Origin of the sequence: Streptomyces sp. A0592 (assembly GCF_004795115.1) — a bacterium.
Classification (GTDB): domain Bacteria; phylum Actinomycetota; class Actinomycetes; order Streptomycetales; family Streptomycetaceae; genus Streptomyces; species Streptomyces erythrochromogenes.
The window spans coordinates 53,766-74,678 of sequence record NZ_SSBM01000029.1; the positions used below are offsets into that span (position 1 = coordinate 53,766).

The following is a 20,913-nucleotide window of genomic DNA, read 5'->3' on the forward strand; positions in this document are numbered from 1 at the left end:
ACGGTGCATGAAATGGGGTCGGCGAAGCATGCGCGGGAGATGGAATGTGTCATATACGACCAGGGCTCGGGCCGGTCGGCGCATGTGGAGTGCGAACTTCCGGACGACGCCTGCCAGGCCGTCCTCAAGCGACTGCGCAGCTTGGGCGACGGCGAGTTCGCCTGGCTCCGGCTGGCAGCACCGTCGGAAGGCGAACTGGTCGAACTGGCTGAGGAACTGGGCCTGCACCCGCTGGCCGTCGAGGACGCGCTCCACGGGCGCCAGCGGCCGAAGGGCGAGCGCTTCGGCGGGGTCCTGGCCGTCGCGCTGAAGACCCTCCGGTATGTGGAAGAGGAAACGGCGGTGGAGACCGGCGACATCATGGTCTTCGTGGGCCCCCGCAGCGTCCTCACCGTGAGCCACGGAACCATCGACCCCTGCGCCGAGGCCGCCCGCCGGCTGGACGCCGATCCGGACATGCTGCGCCATGGCCCGCCGGCTGTACTGCACGCCGTGCTGGACGTCGCCGTCGATGCCTACAGCGGCGCCGCCCGGAGGGTGCGCGCCACGCTCAACCGGCTCGAGGACGAGGTGTTCTCGACGTCCCGCATCGACCACACCGGGAGCATCTACGCGCTCAAGCGCGAGGTCCGCGAGTTCCGTGACGCCGTGCAGCCCCTCGTTCCGGTGGTCCAGGGCCTCATGTCCGGCGGCCCGGGTGGGGAGGACCACCAGCCGAAGATCGCACCGTACATCCGTGACGTCGCCGATCACCTGCACCGCACGGACATCGAGGTGCGGACCCTGGACGAACTCCTGGACTCGGTCCTCGGCGCGCAGCAGGCCCGGGTGGGCACCTGGCAGAACGACGACATGCGACGCATCTCGGCGTGGGCGGCGATCTTCGCGGTCCCCACGATGGTCGCCGGCGTCTACGGCATGAACTTCGAGCACATGCCGGAACTCGGCTGGACCTACGGCTATCCGCTCGCCGTCGGTCTCATGGCCCTCGCGGCCGGCGCCCTCTACCGGGCCTTCCGCCGCAACGGCTGGCTGTAGGGCCCTGGTCGTGCTCCCGGGTGGTGAGATCCCCATGGCCTCTCCCTGGTCCGTCTGGTGTCCGACAGGAGCAAGAGAGCCTGGAGCAGGACCCGTTCAGCGAGCGCGCATTCCACTGAACGGAGCGTCGTGCCAGGTCGGAGCTGGTTGTCCTCGACCAGCCGCGCTCCGTCCGCCCGTCTGCGGGCACGGGCCATCACGAACCCTGGGAGAAGGCGGCCGCCGTCCATCCGCGCATCGTGCCGCTCGCCGACGCAGGGCTGGGAGGCGGGCGGCTCCGTGCTGGAGCCGAGCCTGGAGGAGCGCGTGGCGACGGTGTTCCGCACGGCGGTGGCCGACGACATCGAGGCGGCCGCGAGAGCCGTCGCGGCCTGCCGGGCGCTTCCGGACACGCTGGTCGACGTACTGGCCGGGTATCCGGCCGAGCACGCGGCCGCCGACCTGGACGAGCACTGCGGCCAGTACAGCCGCCTGGTCCACCTCCCGCAGGACTCGGCCACCATGTCCGCCGTCCGGCGTCTCGATCACAGGCCCGGACCGCTGCCGCTGCGCACCCGAGCGTCTTCGCGAACCCTGGCCAGGGCCCTGCGCAGGCGGGGGAGCCGGCGTCCGTCGTGGCCGCGGCCGTGCGCGCCGTGCTGGACACCCTCGGAGCGGTCTAGCATGGAGGCAGGGCTTCACCCCCAGGTCCCGGCCGGAGCGGCAGGGAGGCCCGTATGGCGTTCGGCGCGGCTGGTTTCGAGCAGGGGTACGGTGGCCGTTACACCCCGATCTCCGAGCACGGACTGATCGGCGATCTTCGCACGGCTGCCCTGGTCGGCACGGACGGCACCATCGACTGGTACTGCTGCCCGCGTTTCGACGCGCCCAGCGTCTTCGCGTCCATCCTCGACGCCGATCGGGGCGGATCGTTCGAGTTGGCCGCCGAGGTCCCGACCCGCACCAGGCAGTTCTACTTCCCCGACACGAACGTGCTGATCACACGGTTCTTCGCCGCGGACGGGGTGGCGGAGATCCAGGACTTCATGCCCGTGGTCGACGACTCGCGCGAGGCGGCCCGGCACCGCCTGATCCGGCGGATCGTGTGCGTCCGCGGGACCCTCCCGTTCAGGGCGCGCATCGCCCCCCGCTTCGGCTACGGCGCCGAGGCGCACACCACGCACCTCGAAGGCCGCACGGCGGTGTTCCGCTCCCCGTCGCTGACGCTCGCACTGACCGCCACCGCACCCCTGGAAACCGACGGTCTGGACGTGTGGTCGCACTTCAAGCTCATCGAGGGCGAGTCCAATGTGTTCGCCCTCGACCAGGTCGGCGACGACGCCCCGCCCCGGTCGTGCCCGCGCGCCGAGGCGCAGGAGCAGGCCGAGGCCACCGTCCGGTTCTGGCGCCGCTGGCTGGCGGGTTCGCGCTACCACGGGCGATGGCGCGAGATGGTGAACCGCTCCGCGCTGGTGCTGAAGCTGCTCACCTACGCGCCGACCGGCGCCATCGTGGCCGCACCGACCACCAGCCTGCCCGAGCAGATCGGCGGCGAACGCAACTGGGACTACCGCTATGTCTGGGTCCGCGACGCCGCCTTCTGCGTCTACGCGATGCTGCGCCTGGGGTTCACCACGGAGGCCGAGGCGTTCATGGGATTCATCTCCGAGCGGGGCATCCTGCGGGGCACGGGGGAGACCGGGCCGTTGCAGATCATGTACGGCATCGACGGGCGCACCGAGCTGCCCGAGTACGAGCTGCCCCACCTGGAGGGGTACCTGGGCTCCGGTCCGGTCCGGGTCGGCAACGCCGCCACCGGCCAGCTCCAGTTGGACATCTACGGTGCGCTGATCGACTCGATCTACCTCTACGACAAGTGGGGGCAGCCGATCAGCAGTGACCGCTGGGACGAGGTCGGCGCCGTGGTGGACTGGCTGTGCGAGCACTGGGACCAGCCCGACGAGGGGGTGTGGGAGACCAGGGCGGGCCGGCGGAACTTCGTGTACTCGCGGCTGATGTGCTGGGTGGCGCTGGAGCGCGCGATGCGCATGGCGAACCGTCGCGGTCTGCCGGCGGACCTGCCCCGCTGGCGGGAGTCCCGCGACGCGATCTACCGGCAGATCATGCGGCGCGGCTGGTCGGCCGAGCGACGGGCGTTCGTCCAGGGACTGGACGACCACGTGCTGGACGCCTCGCTCCTGATGATGCCGATGGCCAAGTTCATCTCGCCCACCGACCCCAAGTGGCTCTCCACGCTGGACGCGCTCGGCACGGATCTGGTCTCCGACTCGCTGGTGTACCGCTACGACCCGACCGCCAGTCCGGACGGCCTGCACGGCCCCGAAGGCACCTTCTCGATCTGCTCGTTCTGGTACGTGGAGGCGCTGGCCCGCGCAGGCCGGCTGGAGGAGGCCCGGCTCGCCTTCGAGAAGATGCTCACCTACGCCAACCACCTCGGCCTGTTCGCCGAGGAGATCGGCCCGACCGGCGAACAACTGGGCAACTTCCCGCAGGCCTTCACCCACCTCTCACTGATCAGCGCCGCCTTCAACCTCGACCGTGCTCTGGGCTGACGCGGCGTCCCCGCCGCTCACAGGAAGCGGCGCAGCGGCCGGATCGAGAGCTCCCGGGCACGTTGGAGGACGGAGCGGCGGCGCCAGCGTTCCGGGGCGATGCGCGTGCTGCACCGGAGGTCCTGGTCGTAGTGCTCGTCCAGGGTCCGGGTGACGGCCGGGTCCATGACGGCCAGCATGACCTCCTCGTCGTGGTCGAGGGAGCGGCGGTTGAAGTTCGACGAGCCGATGAGGGAGACCACCCCGTCCATCGTCATGATCTTGGCGTGCATCATCGTCGGCTGGTACTGGTGGATGCGCACCCCGGCGGCGGTGAGCGCCTCGTAGTGGTGCTGGCCCGCCAGTTGGCACACCCGCTTGTCGGTGTGCGGGCCCGGCAGCAGGATCTCCACGGTGACGCCCCGGCGGGCGGTGGCGGACAGCAGCTCGACGAAGTAGTCGTCGGGGGCGAAGTACGCGGTCGCCAGGCGCACACGCTCCTCCGCGGACTCCAGGACGACCCGCATCAGCGTCTGCATGTCCTGCCACCCGAAGGCGGCCGAGCCGCGCACCACCTGGACGACGGCGGAACCGGCCGGCTCGTGGCTGACGAAACGGTCGCGCCCGTCGAAGAGCTCGGGATGGCACTCCGCCCAGTTCTGGGCGAACGCCGCCGCGATCCCGTCGACGGCCGGCCCGCGGACCTCGGCGTGCGTGTCGCGCCACTCGTGGGGGTTGCGGGCGTCGCCGCACCACTCCTCGGCGATGCCGACGCCACCCGTGAAGGCGGTCCGTTCGTCGACGACGAGGACCTTGCGGTGGCAGCGGTGGTTCTGCTTGAGGGGGGAGAGGAAGACGGGTCTGCGGAACCAGGCGACGTCCACCCCGGCCGTGCTCATCCGCTCCAGCAGGTCCTGCTCGATCAGGCGGCTGCCGAACCCGTCGAGCAGCAGCCGTACGCGCACGCCGTCGCGGGCCCGCTCGGCCAGGGCCTCGGCGAACCGGCGGGCGATGTCGCCCTTCCAGTACACGAAGGTCATCATGTCGACGGTGTGCCGGGCGGAGGAGATGGCGTCGAGCATCGCGGAGAAGATCGCGTCGCCGTTGCGCAGCGGCAGTACGGAGTTCCCCTCGGTGGCGGCGATGCCGATGAGGCGTTCGAGGCGGCGGCGTATGCGGTGGATGCGTTCGTCGGCTCCGGCGCCGGTTGCTTCCGTGCTCGCGGCCGGGGTGGTGCCGCTGTCGGTGGTGGTCATGACGTGGCTCCTCGGGCAGAGGTGGAAGGGTCGGGGACAGGAGCGCCGGCGGCCGACTCCCACGGGGGAGGCGCCCCGAGTTCGGTCCAGGCGGCCAGGTCCTCGCCGTCCACACGCACGATCCCGCAGGCGTCGGCGTACTCGGCGGCCGGAGCGGTGAAGGAACTGGTCGTCACGATGACGGCGACGTCGGCCCCGTGGACCGCGAAGCAGGTTCCGCCGAAGCGCTGGAGGTCCTGCGAGCCGACCCGGTTGTCCTCGGCGTAGTGCTTGCACTGGAGCACCACCCGCCGCCCGTCCGCCGTCGTCGCGAGGACATCGGCGCCCAGGTCGCCCGCGCCGCCGACCACCTCCACCGAGGTGCAGCCGTCCCGCGCGCACAGGGCGGCCACCGTGTGCTCAAAGCCGTCCGCGTCGACCGCGGCGTGGTCGATGGCGTCACCCCCGATGTCGGGCAGCTCCGCCGGAGGCTCCGCGTACGCCGTCGGCCGCGGGTCACGGACCCGGCGCCGGACCGGAGCGAAACTCCATTTCGCCAGGAGCGCGCCGAGCAGCAGTACGGTCAGGGCGGCGACCGGCGCCACCGGGAGCCGGCCCCCGCCCGTCGCGGCAGCAGCCTTGAGGAAGGCCGCACCGCCGGCGATGCCGGTGCCGAGCAGCCCGAGCGCGAGCACCGCGTCGCGGCCGAAGGATCCGGACCGCCGCGCGGAACCGGCGCCCCGTATGGACGCGGGCGCGTCCTCCTCGGGTGTGGTCATCACTGTTCCCCCTCTCGCCCGGCACACCGCGGTCCCCGCCCCGACCGGTGTCGGAGCGGGGACCGCGGCGGATGCCGAAGCCTGTTCGACGCCCGTATGGCCGCGATTCCGGTTCTCAAACCGGTCGGGTGTCCCCGAAAGGCCGCTCAGCCCGTCCGCGGCGGGACGATCATGACCGTGCCCTCGGCCACGCTGGGGGCGGTGGCGAAGGCCAGGTCGGCACCGGTGATCTCCAGGAGCCGGGCCAGCCGGCGCGGCACGGTGCCCGCCAGGACCACCGGCCGGTGCAGGACGGGCTGCAGCATGATGCCGAGCGCGGCCGAGTCGACGAAGGTCACCTCGGCCACGTCCAGGACGAACCGGGTGACACCGGGCGCTGTGGGGTCCAATGCGATCCGCAGATCGGCCACGTTGTCGATGTCGAACTCACCCGCCATCACCACGATGCGCACGTCCCCCTCGGACCGGGTCTCGACCTGGCTGCGCGCTTCGGCGTTGTACGTGTCCATGCTGCTCACGTCCTCCTTCTCCTCACCCGGTGCGGGGGAGCTTGACCACGGTGACGAAGAAGTCGTCGATCTGCTGGATCGCCCGGATGAACTGGTCGAGGTCCACCGGCTTCGTCACGTAGGCGTTGGCGTGCAGCTTGTAGCTGCGCAGGATGTCCTCCTCGGCGGCCGAGGTGGTGAGTACGACCACGGGGATGTGGCTGAGATCCGGGTCCGTCTTGATCCGTTCGAGGACCTGCCGTCCGTCGTACTTGGGCAGGTTCAGGTCCAGCAGGATCAGGTCGGGCCGCGGGGCGTTCGCGTGCTCGCCACGGCGGTAGAGGAAGTCCAGGGCCTCCAGGCCGTCCCGCACGACGTGCAGGACGTTCCCGATCTTGTTGTCCTCGAAGGCTTCGCGGGTCATCAGCTCGTCGCCCGCGTCGTCCTCGACCAGCAGGACTTCGGCGGGGGTGGCCTGGGGCCGTTCTGCGGGGCTGCTCATCGGCTGGTTCCTTGTGTGGGTACGGGGGCGGGCGGCGCGGCATCGGCCTCGGACGCCGTGGTCTCCTCCGCGCCGCCGGTGGCGGACGTCGTGGCCGAAGCCGCGGCAGAGGCGTCGGGCAGCGTGAAGACGATCCGGGTGCCTTCCCGGTGGTCGGTGTCGATCCGGATGCGACCGCCCGCGTGCTCGACGATCTTCTTGCAGAGCGAGAGGCCGATGCCGGTGCCGCCGTAGGTCTCCCGGCCGTGCAGCCGCTGGAAGATCACGAAGACCTTCTCGGCGAACTCGGCCGGTACCCCGATGCCGTTGTCGGTGACGGCGAAGGTGCAGAAGCCCGGTTCCGCGGCCGGATCGTCGACCACGGCCACCTCGACGCGCGGAGCGCGGTCGGGCGAGCGGAACTTGACGGCGTTGCCCACCAGGTTCTGCCACAGCATCGTCAGGAGCGTCGGGTCGCCCACCACGTCCGGAAGGCGGTCGGGCCGGACGATCTCCGCGTCGCTCTCCTCCACCGCTGCGGCCAGGTTGCGCAGCGCCCGGTCCAGGGGGCCGTCCAGCGCGACCGTCTCCTTCGCGTCCTGGACGCGGCCCACCCGGGAGAACGTCAGCAGGTCGTTGATCAGCACCTGCATCCGCTTGGCGCCGTCGACGGCGAAGCCGATGTACTGCGCGCCGCGCTCGTCGAGCCGGTCCCCGTACCGCTTCTCCAGCAACTGGCAGAAGGAGGCGACCTTGCGCAACGGCTCCTGCAGGTCGTGCGAGGCCACGTACGCGAACTGCTCCAGCTCGGCGTTGGAACGGCGCAGCTCCACCGCCTGGGCGTCGAGCTCGGCTGCCGTGCGGTCGAGTCGCTCGGCATTGCGCCGCGAGGCGGTCAGCTCGGCCACGGTCCGGTGCCGCATGGCCTCCACCGCCTGGGCCAGGGCCCGTAGATCGGAGGGGCCGCGCAGCGGGATCTCCTCTTCGAAGGCCCCGTCCGCGACGCGCCGGGATGCGGTCCGCACCAGGGCGAGCGGCCGTAGCACGCCCACGTGGAGCAGGACGGCGAGGGCGGAGCCGGCCAGCAGGAAGGCCACGACGATCGCCAGCAGGATGTGGTCGCGCTGCGAACGTGCCTCGCCGAAGGTGGTGCGGGCATCGGCCTGGATGCGGTCCAGGCGCTCCTGCTGTGCGGCGATGCGGCGGCGGACCTCGTCGAAGCGGTCCTTGCCGGCCTGGAGGGACGGCGGGGCGGTGCCGTTCTCCACGGCGGCGATGGCGGGGGTCGCGAACTCGTCGCGCCAGGTCCGGGCTGCCTCCTGTACGGCCGCCAGGTCCTCGCGCACCCCGTCGTCGTCGAGGACCGCCGCCAGGCGCCGGGCGGCCTCGGTCTCGTTGGGCAGGCCGCGTTCGTACGGTTCCAGGAGCGCGGGTTCGTCGGCCAGCAGGTAGCCGCGGACCCCTGTCTCCTGGTCCAGGAGGGCCGTCTCCAGCCGCAGGGCGTCCCGCTGGGCGGGCAGGATCCCGTCGACGAGCCGGTTCCCTGTCGTGGTGGTGTGCGACAGGAGGGTGGCGCCGAGCGCGCCCGTCCCGACGACCATGAGGGCGAGCACGACCAGCACGCTGGTCAGCCAGAACCGGAGGCTCGGCCCCTGGTGGTCGGGCGCCCGTCCTCGGGGTGGCGCGGGAGTCTGTGCGGGGGAGGTCACGTGGGGGAGTTCCATTCGAGGTGGAGGACGGCGACGTCGTCGGCCAGGCCGCCCCAGTCCGCGGCGAGGCCCTGCGCCGTCTGGATGAGGGTGTCGACGAACGGTTCTGCAGGCAGGTCGGCGTGCTTGCGGGCGATTTCCAGGAGGCCCTCCTCGTCGAGGCGGTCGGAGCCGGGGCCGATGCGCCCCTCGATGAGGCCGTCGGTGAAGAGCATCACTGCGCCGCCGGCCTCCACGGGCACCTCGGTGACGGGCCAGCCGGCGCCCCAGCCGGGCACGATGCCCAGCGCGGGACCTCCCGGAACGGTGCGCAGCTCCACGCCGGCCGCGGAGCGGACCAGGAAACCGGGGTGTCCGGCGCGCTGCACGGAGACGGTGCGGGTACCGCCGGGACGGGTGAGGGAGACGAGGGTGGCGAAAATCTCGGGGCCGGAGCGTTCCGCCAGCAGGATCCGCTCCAGCAGTCCGAGCAGTTCGGCGCCGCGGGCGCCGGCCATGACGAAGGACCGCCAGGCCACGCGCAGGCACACGCCGAGCGCCGCCTCGCTGGGGCCGTGGCCCGATACGTCGCCGACGACGGCGTGCGTGGCCCCGTCCGGGGTCTGGACGACGTCGTAGAAGTCACCGCCGAGCAGTGTCTGGGCGCGCCCGGGGTGGTAGCGGGCGCAGACGCTGACGGCATCGGGCGCATCGTCGAGCAGTAGGGGTGTGGGCAGGAGTCCGCGTTCGAGGCGCGCGTTCTCCTCGGCGCGGAGCTTGCCCGCCTCCAGGGCGACGGCCGCCAGCTCGGTGCGCTTGCGCTGGATCGCGTAGCGGATGGCCCGCATGAAGACATCGGCTTCCAGACGCCCCTTGACCAGGTAGTCCTGGGCGCCGGCTGCGACGGCCGTCAGTCCCGCCCGTTCCTCCGACAGGCCGGTCAGGACGACGACCGCGGCCTCGGCGGACACGGTGAGGACCTTCTCCAGGCCGTCCAGGCCCTGTGCGTCCGGCAGGTGCAGGTCGAGGAGGACGCACTCGGGTGCCTCGGCCTCCAGCAGGTGCAGTGCGTCGGCGAGGGACCGGGCCCGGCCGAGGCGGACCTCGATCCCGCTGTCCTCCACGAGTTCCTCGACGAGGACGGCGTCGCCCTCGTCGTCCTCGATGAGCAGGACGTACGGTGGTACGCCGTTCCACAGGGCCAGCGAGTCGTCCGGATTCGCGGAGGACGCCTGCCGTGGCGGGATCACCGCCTGCTGCGGGGTGCGGGCGGCCGGGCTCTGGGCCCCCAGCCCGGAAATGCTCACCATGGCGTCGCGTCTGCCCCTTCTTGGTTTCGGACGGTGGATGCCCGACGGACGCCTGGTTGCGTCGGGTAAGCCTAGAGTGATCATTTGCCGGTGGGCAATATTTTACGAACTCAATGATTCTGCCATGCCGACGGACGGGCCCGGCACGGCCCCCCACGGACCGCCGGCCGTCAGGCGCTGTCCGGTACCCGGGCCGGCGCCGACGTCGCCCCCGGCCCCGGGGCGGCCGGTGCGGCGGAGGTAGCGGTGGCCGCGGGCGGGCCGCCGGCCGGGTACGACTCCGCGGCCGCCTCCCGGAACGCCGTCAGACCCGCGATCAGCGCGTCCACGGCCTCGGGCGCCATCCGGCCGAGCACGGCCGACAGCTCGCGCATCCGGATCGCCCGCCGCTCGTCCAGCAGCGCCCGCCCCCGCGGGGTGAGCCGCAGCTCCACCTCGCGCCGGCTGGACGGACGCGGCGAACGGACCAGCAGCCCCATGGCCTCCAGCCGGTCGCAGAGCCGGGTGACCGACGGCGGGCGCGAGCCGAGCACGTCGCTCAACGTCCGCAGGTTGATGCCCTCGGCCCCCTCGACGGCCAGCAGCGCCCGCAGCTGCGACGGCGATACGGCGGGTTTCACCCCGTCCTGGCCCCTGGCGTGCAGCACCGCGAGGAGTTCCGCCGCGGCCGCGAGGGTCGCGGCCGGCTCCTCGTACGCGCCGGAGCGGCGGGGACGGGTCATGCCCCCACTGTGCCACCGTCGCGTTCCGGCGGCCCACCCCTCACCCCTCACCGCCCTCCGCGGTCGCGCCTACCGCTCTGCGCCGCCGGACTCCGTACCGGGCCGGCCGTGCCAGTCCAGGCAGACGACCATCGCGTCGTCGACGGCGTCCACGCCGCCCCGGTACCCCGGCAGCTCCTCCAGCAGGGCGCGCGGCACCTGCGAGGCAGGCAGCAGCCGGGTGTTCGTGACGGCCCGGGCCAGGGCGTGCAGACCATAGGGCTCGCCCGCGGGCGAGAGGACGTCGTAGACACCGTCGCTCAGGAAGAACAGCCGGTCCCCGGGAAGCATCCGGAAGCGCTGGCAGGTGTAGACGGTGTCCTCGAACATCCCGAGCGGCAGCTGCGCCTCCAGGCCGAACGGCTCCAGCGTGCCCCCGCGCAGCCGCCAGACCCGCGGCGACCCGGCGTCGATCACCTCGACCTCCCCGGTGTCCAGGTCGAAGCGGAGCAGCAGCATCGCCAGGTGCAGCCGTCCCTGGTACTGGCCGTAGAGGGCCTGGTCCGCCAGCGCCGCCTGGTCGGCCAGGCCGAGGCCGGCCCGCCGGGCGTTGCGCAGGGCGCTGACGGCGAGACTGGTCAGGAGCGCCGCGTCGATGCCCTCGCCCATGCCGTTGTTGACGGTCAGCGTCAGATGGTCGGCGGAGGCCGACCAGTCGAAGCTGTCGCCGTGGATGGCGTACGCGGGCTCCAGCTGGGCCCCGAGGTCGTACTCGGGCCGGGAGCATGAGCGCCCCGGCAGCAGCTCCCACTGCATCTCGGCGGCCAGGGTGAGCCGCCTGGCCCGCCGAGCCTGGAGGAAGAAGTCGGTGTCGCGGTCGGCGACGAGGATCTCGTGGGCCAGCGCGTCCGCCACGTCCTGCAGCGCGCCGAGGAGTCCGCCGACCCGGACGTCGGCCGGGTGGCGGACGCTCAGGACCCCGAGCCGGTCGCCGCGCACGCTCACCGGCAGATGGACGGTGGTCCCGCCCTCCCGGGACACCACGTGCGGCTCCTGGGAGCCGAAGGCCCGGCCCTCGGGGCTGTTGTACGCCGACACGGACTCGGCCGTGAAGGGCCGCGCCGTCACGGGCTGCAGCCGGGCGCAGGCGTAGTCCGCCATCAGCAGTTCGGCGCCCGTGGCACCGTGGTCGCGGGTCAGGACGCCGCGGACCTTCTCGAACACCTCGTGCGGCGCCGCGTCGCGCAGCACGCGTTCCACGTTTCCGGCTCCCACGCCGCCTTCGCCCTCAATCACCGGCCACGTACCTGTCTTCCTCGCAACTGCCAAGATGGGGGACGACGAAGCCGCCGGTCCGCCGGGGAAGGGCTGCGCGTACGTCCGGTAGGGAGTGTCACATGAGTCAGCCGTCGATCGGCTCCCCGCGGCCCGCCGTGTCGGCGGTGGCGGAGATGAGCGAGCTGATCGAGCTGTTGGAGGTGGTCTGGGAGCGGGGCCGGGACACCGCCAGCGTCCCGCCCGTCTCCTCCGCGCAGGCCCGCGTGCTGTTCCTCGTCGAGGGGAACGACCAGCTGAACCTGCGCGAGCTCGGCAGGCTGCTGGAGGCGGCCCCGCCGTCCGTCACACGGCTCTGCGACCGCCTGCAGGCCGTCGGCTTCCTCGAACGGCACCCGGGCGCGGACGACCGCCGCGAGGTGCTGCTCCGGCTGACGCCGGCGGGCCGGACCTACCTCGAACGGCTGCGCGCACGCAGGCAGGAGGTACTGGCCGAGGCGATGGCCGCGATGCCGCAAGCCTCCCGGGCCGCCCTGGCCTCGGGACTCGCCGACTTCTGCGCGGCGGTCGCGAAGCCGCTGCGACTGCCGGCCCCGGATTCCCTCACCACCAGAACGGCCCTCGCATAGGGTGAGCGGGTCGTCCCGCGCCGCCCGTCACCGTCCCGAGGAAGGAAAGCCCCCATGCACATCGTCTTCGAAGGCCGGGTGGTCGAGTGGCGTGGACCCGCGCCCTTCTACTTCGTCCCCGTGCCGGAAGACCGCGCCGCCGACGTGCAGCAGGTGGCGGCGATGGCCACGTACGGCTGGGGCGTCGTCCCCGTGGCGGCCGGCATCGGCGAAGTCGCCTTCGAGACGTCGCTGTTCCCGAAGGACGGAGGGTACTGGCTGCCCGTCAGGAAAGCCGTCCGGACGCCGCTGGGGCTGGTGGCGGGGGACGAGGTCACCGTCGGGATGACCGTTCGCCTGCACGGCTGACACGGGTCGGGGAGGACCGGGCTGCTGCCGCCGGTGGCCCGCTGCCCGGGGGCGGCGGTACGAGCGCCGGCGCCGGGGGTTCACCGGTCACCCTGCCCTTCCGGCGCGGGAGGCGGCCGGGAAGTGCGAGTGTCCGGGTGCCGTACGGGGTCCGGCGGCAGCCCGTCGTTCAGCCGGGCCTGCCGCACGGCGCCAGGGGGAGGACGCCCTGCGGCGGAGCCCGTACCGGAAGTCGTCGACTTCCGACACCACGCGTCTGACCCGGAAGCCGGACTTCAAACCCGGCCGCTCGCAGCAGAGGTGAAGAAGCGTCAAGTGGCCTGGTCGGAAGACGCCACGGCAGCCCCGTCGGAAGGGGCCTCCGGGTCGGCGTCGGAGGAGATCTCGGGCTCCAGGCCCTCGCTCACGGCCGTACGGGGGCGCCCGGTGTCGGCCCGCCAGGCCTCGAAGGCCAGGGTCGTGGCCGTCACCACGGCGACGCCGAGGAGCCAGCCCCCGACGACGTCACTCACCCAGTGCACCCCCAGGGCGACCCGGGTGTAGCCGACCCCCAGGACCGCCGTCGCCGCGAGGGCCCAAGGCAACGGCCGCCAGGCGCGGGGCACCAGCGGGAGCAGCACCAGGAGGAGGACGGCGCACGAGGTCGTGGCCGTCATGGCATGGCCGGAGGGGAACGAGAAGCCGGGCGCGTGGGCGACGGGCTCCGGCAGGTGCGGACGGGCCCGCTCCACCACGCTCTTGACCAGGAACCCGATCAGCGCCCCGGACGTCGCCGTGACGGCGGCCCAGGTCGCCAGCCGCCAGGCCCGCCGGGTCAGGAGCCACACCACCAGGGCTGCCACCAGCAGCCGCATGGTCACCGGGTCCCACACCACGCCCGTGAAGAAGTCCAGGACGCTTACCCAGGCCGGGTGTTCGAGGGCGGTGCGGTGCAGCCGTTCCGCGGTGGCACGGTCGAGCCGGTACAGCGGCGGCCACCGGGACTCGACGAGTACCAGGGCCAGGGCGAACGGCACCGCCACCGCGGCCGTGGCCGTCACGGCCAGCACCAGTCTGCGGCCGAAGGCCGCGTCGGGCCCCGAGTGCCGGGCGAGCAGCGCCCGGAGGGTGCCGAGGCGTCGGGAACGGGCCGTGCGCTGTGCCATGGGAGCGGTACCTGCCTTCGGGGGAGGGGTGATTCGGGTGGGCGCGGTCTCAGACGCCCGGGTCCCGGACGATCGGCTCCTTCGTCCCCGCGCGCACGGCTTCCAGCTGGGCCGCGAAGGAGAGGCCGAGGAACAGGGCCAGGGAGGTGAGGTAGGACCACAGCAGCAGGGACATGATCGCGCTGAGGGGCCCGTACACGCTGGTGAAGGAGCTGCTGGCGCCGACGTAGAGGCTCAGCGCCCAGGTCGCGCCGAGCCACAGCACCAGGTGGACGACGGCGCCGAAGGCGAGCCAGGTGTAGCCCGGTTGGGCACGGCGCGGCGAGAGCCGGAAGATCGCGCTGGTGGCGAGCACGGCCAGCAGGACGCCGACGGGCCACCGCAGGACGTCCCAGGCGCGGATGGTGGCCGGGCCGAAGTGGTACACCTCGGCGAACGCGCGGGTCAGGTCGGAGCCGAGGACCATGAGGACGAAGCTGAGCCCCAGGGGGAGCCCCGCCAGCACCGCCATGACCAGGCCGCGTGAGTACTTGCGCAGGAAGGGCCGGTCGCGTTCGTTGCCGTAGATGCGGTTCGCGCCGCGCTCGACCTGGCACAGGCTCGTGGTGACGTTGACGAGGGAGAACAACAGACCCAGCCACAGGGCCGCCTGCCCGCCGTCGCCGGCGTGCCGACGGCTCTCGCGCAGGGCCTCGTCGACCATTTCCTGGCTGGGGCCGCTGGTCAACCGGCTGATCGTGAGCTCGGCCACGCGCCCGATGTCCTCGGTGTGCAGCACGCTGGAGAGGCCGATCGCCGCGATGGCCAGAGGCACGATCGACAGGACGGTCTGGAGGGCCAGGGCGCGGGAGTGGCTGAAGCCGTCCGCGTAGCGGAAGCGCACGAAGGAGTCCCGGGCCAGGCGCCAGCCGCCGTACCGGCGCAGCGCCGTCCATGCCTCGTCGCCGGACAGCTCGTCGCCCCGCACGTCACGTCGCTGCGGTACCCGGGTGGCAGTTCCCATCGTCGGTCTCCTCAGAGGTGCGCGGTGGGTGCGGTACGTGAGCGGCCCTCGGGCACGCCGGACGGCGCGGCAGCGGCGCCGGCAGCGGCTGCGCCGCCGGGCGCGCGGGGAAGCCGTATCCGCAGGGCGCCCGGTTCGGTGTCGACGGTCAGCCGGGTGCCCCTGCTCATGGTGTCGCCGTCGACCTCGCGGTCCTGGGCCCGCGTGAAGCGCACCTCGATCCGGCCGGCACTGAAGTACTCCAGCGATCCCGCGGCGACGGACACCGCCCCGTCCGGCCCGCGGGATGCGGGGGCCGCGGCCGGACGCCGTACGACGCGGGCGGCCAGGTGGGCCGCCACGGCGAGCCAGCCGGCGGCTCCGCGCGGGTCGAAGAGCACGACCTCCAGCCGGCCGCTGTCCGGGCGGGCCCGGGGCAGCAGTTCCAGGCCGGCCTGGAGCGAGCCGACGTTGCCGATGACGACCATGCGGGCCCGCCGCCGGATCCGGCGGCCCCCGTCGAGGCGGAGGGACAGGCGCATGCGGGGGTCGCGCAGGTGCCGGACCGCCGACAGGGCGTACGCCGCCCAGCCCAGGTGTGCCTTGAGCACCGGGGAGGCGTCGCGGACCATGGCGGCGTCGAAGCCGGCCCCCGCCATGGCGGTGAACCGGGTCGGCGCGAGGCCGTCCCCCTCCACCCGGCCGACATCGATCCCGAAGTCGCCGCCGGCCAGCGCCTCGTCGAGGGCCGTCGCCGGATCGGACGGGAGGTCCAGATTGCGGGCGAGCAGGTTGCCGGTGCCGCAGGGCACGAGCGCCAGTGGGATTCCGGTGCCGGCGACGACGTCGGCGCAGACGCGTACGGTGCCGTCGCCGCCGCATACGACGACCAGGTCCACGCCGCCCGCGGCACATTCCTCGGCAAGGCTCCCGCCGGGCCGGTCCACGGTGGTCGAGGTCCAGCGCTGCACGGTGAAGCCGTGCCGCTGCAGCCGGGCGCGCACCTCGGCGGCCAGCTCGTCCGGGCAGCCGTGGGGATGGCGCACGACGACGACCCTCCCGCCCCCACGACGCCCGCCCACGGGACCGGGCCGGCCCGGCCGCGCGGGTACGGCCCCTGCCCCGCCGCCCGGAGCCCGCTCCGGTGTCCGGCCGCCGCCGGCGCCGTGGCCGGACAGGAACACGGACCCCAGCACGAGGAGGGTCGCGGCCCCGTTGAGCAGGCCGCCCAGCACGTCGGACGGATGGTGCATCCCCCGGTAGACCCGGGACAGCCCGACCGCGGGCGGCACGAGCAGGAGCAGCCCGGCCGTGAGGTACCGCCAGGGGCCGCGCGTACGGCTCAGTACGAGGGTCGCCAGCCCGCCGTACAGGGCGACGGACGCGCCGACGTGCCCCGAGGGGAAACTCGACGTGGGCGGCGCCCCGTCCAGCTGGGGAACATCGGGGCGCGGCCGCTCCACGAAGAAGGTGACGACGAGGAAGACCGCCGACTGGACGGCGACCGACGCACCCAGGAACACGGCCTCCACCCACCGCGGGGCGGACGGCAGCGCCAGCAGCGCGGCCACGCAGACCAGCGTCACACCGACGATGCCCTCCGTACTGGCGAGCAGCGAGAGCCCCGCGGTGAGGCCGTTGCCGACCGGGCTGCGATGCGTGGCGAAGGCCTGGGACAGCCGGCCCTCCAGGGTGAGCGGCCAGTGGCCGGCCGCCACATGTGTCACCCAGAGTCCCAGGAGCACCATCGAGGTGGTCTGGGCCGCCAAGAGCCACACCATCCGGGAGCGTCTCGCGGGCCCGTCGTTCTCCGTCGTCATGGAGGCCCTTGTTGCCCGTCACCGCCGGATGATGCGTCCGCCGGCCGGCCTGCCGGCGGACGGCCCACAGCAGCGACCGCCTCCCGGGACGGGTCAGCTCAGGCGGAGGGCCGTCGTGATCGTCTTGCCGTCGGGACGGGTGCTGCAGTCGACGTGCTCCGTCAGGCGCTGGACGAGCGGCCAGCCGTACCCGCCGGGGTGGTCGACCGTCCCCGTACGGGCCGCGGGGAGGCGGGGGTTGGCATCGGCGATCGACAGGCGCAGGAAGTCGTCCGCGATGTCGGCCCGGAAGGCGGTGACCCCGTGACCGTGCCGGATCGCATTGGTGACCAGCTCCGACGTGACGAGCAGCGCATCCGCCGCGATGACGCTGTCGAGGTCCACGCCCGCGAGGAGCAGCAGTTCGCGGACGTGCTCACGGGCCGCGGCCGCCGAGACGGGCGGTGCGGCGTGCCGGTCGCCGGCGGCGTCCTCGCGGTGCCGCTGCGAGCCCAGGGGCGCGTCGGACGGCGGGGGTCGGTTCATACTCATCGCCTGCCCATGGCCGCACGGGTCGTACCGTGTCGACCCGTTCGGGGACGTGGGGTGGGGGTCAGCATGTCATCGCTGCCGCCACGCTGTCCGCCATGCGGAACGCCGCTGCGGATCCGGTCACTTCGAACAGTCGCCGGACCGCGGTCTGCAGCGGGCCGGCGAGAACGAGCACAGCCGCCGCGGCCGCGTGGGCCCGCTGCGCGTCGAGCAGCGCGTGCAACACGGAGGAGTCCACGAAGCGAGTTCCCGACAGGTCCACCAAGGTGCGCGGCAGGCCGCTCGCCGCGGCCTGCGCGAGGGCGCGGGCCAGGAACGGCGCATTGTCCTCGTCGACTTCGCCGTACAAGCTGATCACGGTCGCATCGCGTTCTGTGGTCGTGGTGACGACCGCTTCCTCTCCTGTCACCGGGACATCCTCCTACATCGTGTCCGGGCCCGGTGACCGGGTATCCGCACCGGCACACGGTGCGGCACCGCGGCACGTCGCCACCCGGAGGGATGATCCCTCGACACCACGTTCAGCGGGGGCCCGGTTGCACGGTGTAGGGCACATGGAGGATGGTTGCCGTAGGACAACTGTTGTGCCGATCTTGCTTGAGGTCCTTCCGACGTGATGAACGTGATGATGCGATGAAGAGGTGAGGGGTCCGCTCAGCGGGCCTTCAACGTTTGGTTCCTTCCACCGAGACGACGCCGAGCTCGCCCGCCGAGGGCGTGCTGTGGAATCAGGTCCCCTACCCGGTGCTGGTGGCCGACGCCCGTGCTGTCGTGGTCCACGCCAACAAGGCGGCCGGGCTGGTGTTCCCGGACGCCCGCCCGGGCGCGGCGATGGCGGACACGGTCCCCGGATGGCTGGCCGCGGCCCACGCGCGCCACACCGCGCCCCTTCCCGCACAGCGCCCGCCCGCCGGAGCCGGCACCGCCCGGGGGCCGGTGGGAGACCGCTCGTACGAGGCGCATCCGACCCCCGGTGACGACGGCGCGGTCGTGTGGTGGCTTGTGGACGACACCGACCACAGGCAGGCACGCGAAGCCCTGTGGACGGAACGGGAACGCACCGCGTTCCTGGTCCGCTCCTCCAACCTCCTGCTGTCGTCCCTCAACCTCGACCGGTGCATGGACGTCACGGCCCAGATGGCGGCCGACCACCTCGCGGACGCGGCCCTGGTGTTCGCGCCCCTGCACGGCTCCGAGCTTCCGATCGTGTCGTGCGTCCGCGGAGGCAGCCCGTCGGTGTCCCGGGCGGTCGTGGACCCCGAGGGGGTACCGGGGCTGGCCGAGGCGCTCCAGGGCTTCCCGCCCGTTCCCTCACGCTGGCTCGACCCGGCCGCGGCCCCGGCCTGGCTGGTGCCGGACGGCCTCGACACCGTGGGGTCGATCGTCATCACGCCGCTGCCCGGGCACGGCGTGCCCGCGGGCGCCCTGGTACTGCTGCGCACCGACAGGGCGAACGCGTTCACGGAGGGCGAGGAGGTGTTCGCCCGCCTGTTCGCCGCCCGGGCCGGCGCCGCGATGTCGGCCGCCCGGCTCTACGCGGAGCAGGCGTCGATCACCGACACCCTGATGCGCGAGCTCCTGCCGCCCCCGCTGCACCAGGTCTCCGGGGTCGAGTACGCCGGCGGCTACCGGCCGTCGAAGGACCACGAGCGGGTCGGCGGCGATTTCTATGACGTGCACCCGGCCGCCGAGGAGGGCGACCCCTCCCTCGTCGTCCTCGGGGACGTGTGCGGCAAGGGACTGGAGGCGGCGGTGATGACGGGCAAGATCCGCAACACCCTGCACGCCCTCCTCCCGATGGCCGACGACCACCACCGGGTCCTGAGCCTCCTCAACACCTCGCTGCTCAACTCCGAGAGCACCCGCTTCGCCACCATCGTGCTGGCCTCCGCCTCCCGGGACGGGAACGCGGTGCGGCTGTGCCTGACGAGCGCCGGACACCCCGCCCCGCTGATCCTGCGCTCCGACGGCCGGGTGGAGGAGGCCCGGACGAAGGGCACGCTGGTCGGCGCGCTGCCCGAGATCACCACGGAGACGGCCCGCGTGACACTGGCCCCCGGAGACACCTGCGTGCTGTACACCGACGGGATCAGCGAGGCACGGGGAGGACCCATGGGCGGTGCGATGTTCGGGGAGGAGCGGCTGCGCCGCGCCCTGTCGGGGTGTGCGGCGATGCCCGCCGAGGCCGTCGTGGAGCACGTGCAGATGCTCACCTCCCAGTGGGTGGGGGCGGGCCGCCACGACGACATGGCCGTCGTCGCGATCTCGGCGCCGCGCACCAACCACCTCAGCGCCGTCGACGGCCACACCCGCGGGCGGTTCACCGCGTGAGCCCGCACGACACAGGCCTGGCGCCTGCCTGCGCCCCTGCCACCCTCACTGCCACTGCCACTGCCACTGCCACGGCCACCGCCACGCCCGGCGCGTCGGCGCCGGAGGAACTCCGCGCGCGCGTCTGGGAGTCGGTGATGGCGTTCGACGAGACCGCCACGGTCGGTACGGTGCTCCGCGCACTGGACGGGGGCACGAGCGCGGAGGACCTCCTGCTCGACGTCATCGCCGCCGTACAGGGCCGGGTCGGCCGGGAGTGGGCGGCGAACCGCATCACCGTCGCCCAGGAGCACGCCGCGACCGCCATCAACGACCGCGCCGTCGCCGCCGTCGCACTGCACCCGTCGGCGCGCACCGAACCGACGCGCGGCCGGGTCACGGTGGCCTGCGTGGACGGCGAATGGCACGCCCTGCCCGCCCGGCTCCTGGCCGAGGTACTGCGGATCAGGGGCTGGCACGTCGACTACCTCGGCGCGCAGGTCCCCGCCCCGCACCTCGTCGCGCACCTGCACCGCACCGGCCCGGACGCGGTGGCCCTCTCCGGCTCCCTCGCGACCCGGCTGCCCGCCGCGCACGCGACCATCACCGCCTGCCAGGCCGTCGGGACACCCGTGATCGTGGGCGGCGCCGCCTTCGGACCCGAAGGGCGCTACGCCCGCCTGCTGGGCGCGGACGCCTGGGCCCCCGACGCGCGGGCCGCCGCCGACGAGCTGGCCCGCGGCCCGCTGCCGCGGCCCCGGCCGGGGCATCAGGCCGTCGACGATCTGCCCCACCTCGACGACCAGGAGTACACGCTCGTCGCGCGGAGCCGCCCGCGGCTGGTCCGGGCCGTGTTCCACCAGCTGGAGAGCGCCTATCCGGCTATGCGCGCCTACACCGAAGTACAGCGCGAGCGCACCGCCGAAGACCTCTCCCACATCGTCGAGTTCCTGGCCGCCGCCCTCTACACCGGCGACGAGGAACTCTTCCGGGGCTTCCTGCTGTGGACCGCGGGCGTCCTGGACGCCCGCGGCGTCCCGGCCGCCTCGTTGCTGCCCGCCCTGGAGCTCCTGGAGCGGGAACTGCAGGACTTCCCCCGTGCCACCGCCATCCTGCGGGCCGGAGCCGCAGATCTGACCCGTACCCTCCTCACCGCCGCCGGGACCGCCGAATGACGAGTCTGCCCTCCGCCCCGCTGGGCCTGACGTACACCTCCTCGCACGAGGCCGTGCGCGTCGAGCTGAGCGGTGACCTCGACCACCTCCACGCCGACCGCCTGATCGGGGCCGTCGACCGTCTCCTGGCCGCGCATCCCGGGCTGCGGGACCTGCGGCTGGACTGCGCCGGGCTCTCGGCCGTCGACTCCAGCGGCCTGGCGGCGCTGTTGATGGTCCGGCGCCTGACCGACAAGGCGGGCGCGGGGCTCCACATCGACGGCCGGACCGTACAGCTGAACCGGATCCTGGAGATCACCGGCACCCTGGACCACCTCACGGCGGGCGCGGGCCCGCAGCCACTGCGCCGCACCGGCGGCGGCACCGCGAGCGGCGGCTCGGGGGAGGAGAACGTGCCCAACACGCCGCCCGCCGGCCCGGACCCCCGCACCTGACTGCTCCGCAGGG

Annotated in this window: 19 protein-coding genes and 1 pseudogene; 7 read left to right on the forward strand and 13 right to left on the reverse strand. The window is 73.1% G+C overall.

Annotated features, from left to right (window positions below; all coding sequences use genetic code 11):
* Positions 1–39 precede the first annotated feature (39 nt).
* Both E6U81_RS30350 and E6U81_RS30355 read left to right on the forward strand, forming a co-directional pair.
* Positions 40–1,038, forward strand: a complete 999-nt coding sequence (locus E6U81_RS30350; RefSeq protein WP_136233227.1) for a magnesium and cobalt transport protein CorA — start codon at positions 40–42, stop codon at positions 1,036–1,038.
* Between the two features lie 716 nt (positions 1,039–1,754).
* Entirely contained in the window at positions 1,755–3,590 is a 1,836-nt protein-coding gene (locus tag E6U81_RS30355; protein WP_136233228.1) for a glycoside hydrolase family 15 protein, read from the forward strand.
* A gap of 17 nt (positions 3,591–3,607) precedes the next feature.
* On the opposite strand, the gene E6U81_RS30360 is transcribed toward E6U81_RS30355, so the two are convergent.
* The 8 genes from E6U81_RS30360 to E6U81_RS30395 all read right to left on the reverse strand — a co-directional run bounded on the left by E6U81_RS30360 (position 3,608) and on the right by E6U81_RS30395 (position 11,511).
* A complete protein-coding gene (locus E6U81_RS30360; RefSeq protein WP_136233229.1) occupies positions 3,608–4,825 on the reverse strand; it encodes a phospholipase D-like domain-containing protein in 1,218 nt (405 codons plus the stop codon).
* Positions 4,822–5,583: a restriction endonuclease gene (locus E6U81_RS30365; protein WP_136233230.1), complete on the reverse strand. Its 762-nt coding sequence runs from the start codon at positions 5,581–5,583 to the stop codon at positions 4,822–4,824. Before E6U81_RS30365 ends, E6U81_RS30360 begins: the two co-directional genes overlap by 4 nt.
* 146 nt (positions 5,584–5,729) lie before the next feature.
* Positions 5,730–6,092, reverse strand: coding sequence for an STAS domain-containing protein (locus E6U81_RS30370; protein WP_240804107.1), 363 nt, complete (start codon positions 6,090–6,092; stop codon positions 5,730–5,732).
* 22 nt (positions 6,093–6,114) lie between these two features.
* On the reverse strand, positions 6,115–6,573 hold the full coding sequence (locus E6U81_RS30375; protein ID WP_136233232.1) for a response regulator: 459 nt from the start codon (positions 6,571–6,573) through the stop codon (positions 6,115–6,117).
* Complete coding sequence (locus tag E6U81_RS30380) at positions 6,570–8,261, reverse strand: ATP-binding protein (RefSeq protein WP_346766185.1); 1,692 nt, start codon at positions 8,259–8,261, stop codon at positions 6,570–6,572. Before E6U81_RS30380 ends, E6U81_RS30375 begins: the two co-directional genes overlap by 4 nt.
* The gene (locus E6U81_RS30385; protein WP_136233234.1) at positions 8,258–9,550 is read right to left on the reverse strand and encodes a fused response regulator/phosphatase; all 1,293 of its coding nucleotides are present in this window, start codon (positions 9,548–9,550) and stop codon (positions 8,258–8,260) included. The genes E6U81_RS30380 and E6U81_RS30385 overlap by 4 nt, the downstream gene beginning before the upstream one ends.
* A 170-nt stretch (positions 9,551–9,720) precedes the next feature.
* Positions 9,721–10,272: a MarR family transcriptional regulator gene (locus E6U81_RS30390; protein ID WP_136233235.1), complete on the reverse strand. Its 552-nt coding sequence runs from the start codon at positions 10,270–10,272 to the stop codon at positions 9,721–9,723.
* A 69-nt stretch (positions 10,273–10,341) separates the two neighbouring features.
* On the reverse strand, positions 10,342–11,511 hold the full coding sequence (locus tag E6U81_RS30395) for a PP2C family protein-serine/threonine phosphatase (protein WP_136233236.1): 1,170 nt from the start codon (positions 11,509–11,511) through the stop codon (positions 10,342–10,344).
* 137 nt (positions 11,512–11,648) lie between these two features.
* Here E6U81_RS30395 and E6U81_RS30400 point away from each other — a divergent pair, with 137 nt between their 5' ends.
* Both E6U81_RS30400 and E6U81_RS30405 read left to right on the forward strand, forming a co-directional pair.
* Positions 11,649–12,155, forward strand: a complete 507-nt coding sequence (locus E6U81_RS30400) for a MarR family transcriptional regulator (protein ID WP_136233237.1) — start codon at positions 11,649–11,651, stop codon at positions 12,153–12,155.
* A gap of 54 nt (positions 12,156–12,209) precedes the next feature.
* Complete coding sequence (locus E6U81_RS30405; RefSeq protein WP_136233238.1) at positions 12,210–12,503, forward strand: DUF1905 domain-containing protein; 294 nt, start codon at positions 12,210–12,212, stop codon at positions 12,501–12,503.
* A 311-nt stretch (positions 12,504–12,814) separates the two neighbouring features.
* Here the strand turns inward: E6U81_RS30405 and E6U81_RS30410 are convergent, their stop codons facing one another.
* The 5 genes from E6U81_RS30410 to E6U81_RS30430 all read right to left on the reverse strand — a co-directional run bounded on the left by E6U81_RS30410 (position 12,815) and on the right by E6U81_RS30430 (position 17,390).
* Positions 12,815–13,648 (reverse strand): phosphatase PAP2 family protein, encoded by an 834-nt coding sequence (locus E6U81_RS30410; protein WP_136233239.1) that lies wholly within the window; start codon positions 13,646–13,648, stop codon positions 12,815–12,817.
* A 49-nt stretch (positions 13,649–13,697) separates the two neighbouring features.
* Positions 13,698–14,651, reverse strand: coding sequence for a YihY/virulence factor BrkB family protein (locus E6U81_RS30415; RefSeq protein WP_136233240.1), 954 nt, complete (start codon positions 14,649–14,651; stop codon positions 13,698–13,700).
* Between the two features lie 11 nt (positions 14,652–14,662).
* A complete protein-coding gene (locus tag E6U81_RS30420; RefSeq protein WP_240804102.1) occupies positions 14,663–16,450 on the reverse strand; it encodes a diacylglycerol kinase family protein in 1,788 nt (595 codons plus the stop codon).
* 93 nt (positions 16,451–16,543) lie between these two features.
* Positions 16,544–16,975, reverse strand: coding sequence for an ATP-binding protein (locus E6U81_RS30425; RefSeq protein WP_240804103.1), 432 nt, complete (start codon positions 16,973–16,975; stop codon positions 16,544–16,546).
* A gap of 67 nt (positions 16,976–17,042) precedes the next feature.
* Complete coding sequence (locus E6U81_RS30430) at positions 17,043–17,390, reverse strand: STAS domain-containing protein (RefSeq protein WP_136233242.1); 348 nt, start codon at positions 17,388–17,390, stop codon at positions 17,043–17,045.
* Positions 17,391–17,812: 422 nt separating this feature from the next.
* On the opposite strand from E6U81_RS30430, the gene E6U81_RS30435 reads away from it, so the two are divergent.
* The 3 genes and pseudogenes from E6U81_RS30435 (at position 17,813) to E6U81_RS30450 (ending at position 20,900) form a co-directional block, all read left to right on the forward strand.
* Positions 17,813–19,312: a PP2C family protein-serine/threonine phosphatase gene (locus E6U81_RS30435; protein ID WP_136233259.1), complete on the forward strand. Its 1,500-nt coding sequence runs from the start codon at positions 17,813–17,815 to the stop codon at positions 19,310–19,312.
* A 125-nt stretch (positions 19,313–19,437) separates the two neighbouring features.
* Positions 19,438–20,466 (forward strand): annotated as a pseudogene (locus E6U81_RS30445) (cobalamin-dependent protein); the annotation flags it as partial.
* Positions 20,463–20,900, forward strand: coding sequence for an STAS domain-containing protein (locus tag E6U81_RS30450; protein ID WP_240804104.1), 438 nt, complete (start codon positions 20,463–20,465; stop codon positions 20,898–20,900). The pseudogene E6U81_RS30445 and the gene E6U81_RS30450, both read left to right, overlap by 4 nt.
* The last annotated feature ends 13 nt before the right edge of the window (positions 20,901–20,913 follow it).